Raw genomic sequence first — 2761 nt, 5'->3', positions numbered from 1 at the left:
CGCTGCACGCCTCCGGGCGGCGCGCGAAGCTGGCGCTCGAGCAGGCGCGCGAGGCGGTCGCCGTGGCCCTCGGCGCGCACCCCAGCGAGGTGGTGCTCACCTCCGGCGGCACCGAGGCGGACAACCTCGCCGTCCAGGGCCTGTTCCGCGCCCGGCGGGCCGCCGACCCGCGGCGGCTGCGGATCGTGCTCACCGGCGCCGAGCACCACGCCGTCCTGGACGCCGTGGACTGGCTCGCCGCCCACGAGGGCGCCGAGCCGGTGATCGTCCCCGTGGACGCCGACGGCGTCGTGGACCTCGTCGCCTGGGAGGCCGCGCTCGCCGCGGCCCCCGAGCGCACCGCCCTGGCCGCGCTGATGTGGGCCAACAACGAGATCGGCACCGTCCAGCCCGTGGCCGAGGCCGCGCGGATCGCCGCCGCCCACGGCGTGCCCCTGCACACGGACGCCGTGCAGGCGGTCGGCGCCGTGCCCGTGGACTTCGCCGCCTCCGGGGCGGCCACCCTCGCGGTGTCCGGGCACAAGGCCGGCGCCCCGGTGGGCGTGGGCGCCCTGCTGGTGCGCCGCGACGTCGCCCTCACGCCCGTGGTCCACGGCGGCGGCCAGGAGCGCCGGCTGCGCTCGGGCACCGTCTCCGTGGCGCTGGCCGCCGCGCTCGCGGCCGCCCTCACCGAGGCCGTGGCCGAGCAGCCGGCCGAGGCGGTGCGGCTCGGGGCGCTGCGGGACCGGGTGATCGACGCCGTCGACGCCCTGGAGACCGTGGTGCTGACCGGGCCGCGGGACGCGGACCCGGCCACGGGGGCGCCGCTGCCGGCCGGAACCCGTCGCCTGCCGGGCAACGTGCACGTCACGGTGCCCGGCCGCACCGCCGACGCGCTGCTGTTCACGTTCGACACCGCCGGCCTGGACACGTCCTCCGGCTCGGCCTGCACCGCCGGGGTGGCCGAGCCCTCCCACGTGGTGGCCGCCCTGCCCGGGCGCACCGAGGCCGACGCGCGGGCCACCCAGCGGTTCACCCTGGGGCGCACGAGCACCCCGGCGGACGTGGACGCGCTGATCGCCGCGCTGCGCGGCCTCGCCCCCGCGCCGCGCCGCGACGCCCCGACGACGAAGGGCGCACCGACCACGAAGGAGGAGAGCCGATGAAGGTCCTGGCCGCCATGTCCGGGGGAGTGGACTCCGCCGTCGCCGCCGCGCGCGCCGTGGAGGCGGGGCACGACGTCGTCGGGGTGCACCTGGCGCTGTCCCGGATGCCCGGTACGCTGCGCACCGGCTCGCGGGGCTGCTGCACCATCGAGGACGCCTCGGACGCGTGGCGCGCCTGCGAGCGCCTGGGCATCCCCTTCTACACGTGGGACTTCTCCGAGCGCTTCGCCGAGGACGTGGTGGAGGACTTCGTCGCCGAGTACGCGGCCGGGCGCACGCCGAACCCGTGCATGCGCTGCAATGAGCGCATCAAGTTCGCCGCCCTGCTGGAGCGCGCCCTCGAGCTCGGCTTCGACGCCGTGTGCACCGGTCACTACGCCGCCGTGCGGCCCGGCCCGGACGGCGGCCTCGAGCTGCACCGGGCCGCCGACGACGCCAAGGACCAGTCCTACGTCCTCGGCGTGCTCACCGCGGACCAGCTCGCCCACTGCCTCTTCCCCCTCGCGGACACGCCCTCCAAGGAGCTCGTGCGCGCCGAGGCGGCCGAGCGCGGCCTGTCCGTGGCCGCCAAGCCCGACTCCCACGACATCTGCTTCATCCCGGACGGGGACACCCGCGGCTGGCTCGCCGAGCGCATCGACCTGACGCCCGGCCCGATCGTGGACGCGGACGGCCACGCCGTGGGCGAGCACGCCGGCGCGCAGGCGTTCACGGTGGGCCAGCGCAAGGGCCTGGCCATCGGCCGCCCCGCCCCGGACGGCCGGCCGCGGTTCGTGCTCGAGGTGCGGCCCAAGGAGAACACCGTGGTGGTGGGCGGCCGGGAGCTGCTGGACGTGGACCGCATCAGCGGCATCCGCCCCACGTGGGCCGGCGCCGCGCTGCCCGAGGCGCGGACGGGGGAGTGGTTCGACTGCGCCCTGCAGTTCCGCGCCCACGGGGAGATCGTCGACGCGCGGGCCCGGCAGCTCGAGGACGAGGCCGGCGGTCCTCGCTGGGAGATCGAGCCGGCCCGGGCGCTGCGCGGCGTCGCGCCGGGGCAGACCGCCGTGCTCTACCGCGGCACCCGCGTGCTGGGCCAGGCCACCATCGACACCGCCCGCAATGCCCGACTCGCCGCCGGATCCGATGCGTAGGCTTCGGCCATGAGCCCGGACTACGACCCCCACGCCAGCTCGCTCACCGGCCGGACGGACCCCGAGGTCCTGGCGGAGCTGTACGCGATCCGCGGCAGCATCGACAACATCGACGCCTCGCTCGTCTACCTGCTCGCCGAGCGGTTCAAGTTCACGCAGCGGGTCGGGGCGCTGAAGGCGCGCCACGAGCTGCCGCCCTCGGACCCGGGCCGCGAGGCCGCCCAGATCGAGCGCCTGCACCGGCTCGCCATCGAGGCCGACCTCGAGCCCGCGTTCGCCGAGAAGTTCCTGAACTTCATCATCGCCGAGGTGATCCGCCACCACCGCGCCCTCGCCGCGGGGGCGGGGCCCGAGGCGCCCGCCGGGGACCCGGCGGCCGATGCGGCGCCGGACCGGACGCGGACGGACGCCGGGGACGACCCGCGGTGCGGCGGCGCCGATGCCTGAGGCCGGCCCTTATACCCATCTGACGCTGCCGACGAT

General features: G+C 77.1%; 3 protein-coding genes. All 3 read left to right on the top strand.

The features are described from left to right. On the top strand, window positions 1-1145 hold a 1145-nt coding region (locus tag NWP10_RS11410; RefSeq protein ID WP_258300986.1), incomplete at its 5' end, for a cysteine desulfurase family protein. After that, window positions 1142-2278 (top strand): tRNA 2-thiouridine(34) synthase MnmA, encoded by a 1137-nt coding sequence (mnmA, locus tag NWP10_RS11405; RefSeq protein ID WP_017489759.1) that lies wholly within the window; start codon window positions 1142-1144, stop codon window positions 2276-2278. The genes NWP10_RS11410 and mnmA, both read left to right, overlap by 4 nt. A 9-nt stretch (window positions 2279-2287) precedes the next feature. Continuing rightward, window positions 2288-2725 (top strand): chorismate mutase, encoded by a 438-nt coding sequence (locus NWP10_RS11400; RefSeq protein ID WP_258300985.1) that lies wholly within the window; start codon window positions 2288-2290, stop codon window positions 2723-2725. Window positions 2726-2761 lie beyond the last annotated feature (36 nt).

Source organism: Micrococcus sp. HG099, from assembly GCF_024723355.1.
GTDB lineage: Bacteria > Actinomycetota > Actinomycetes > Actinomycetales > Micrococcaceae > Micrococcus > Micrococcus endophyticus.
The sequence above is the reverse complement of the archived record's forward strand: the minus strand, read 5'-3'. Positions and strand labels throughout refer to the sequence as shown.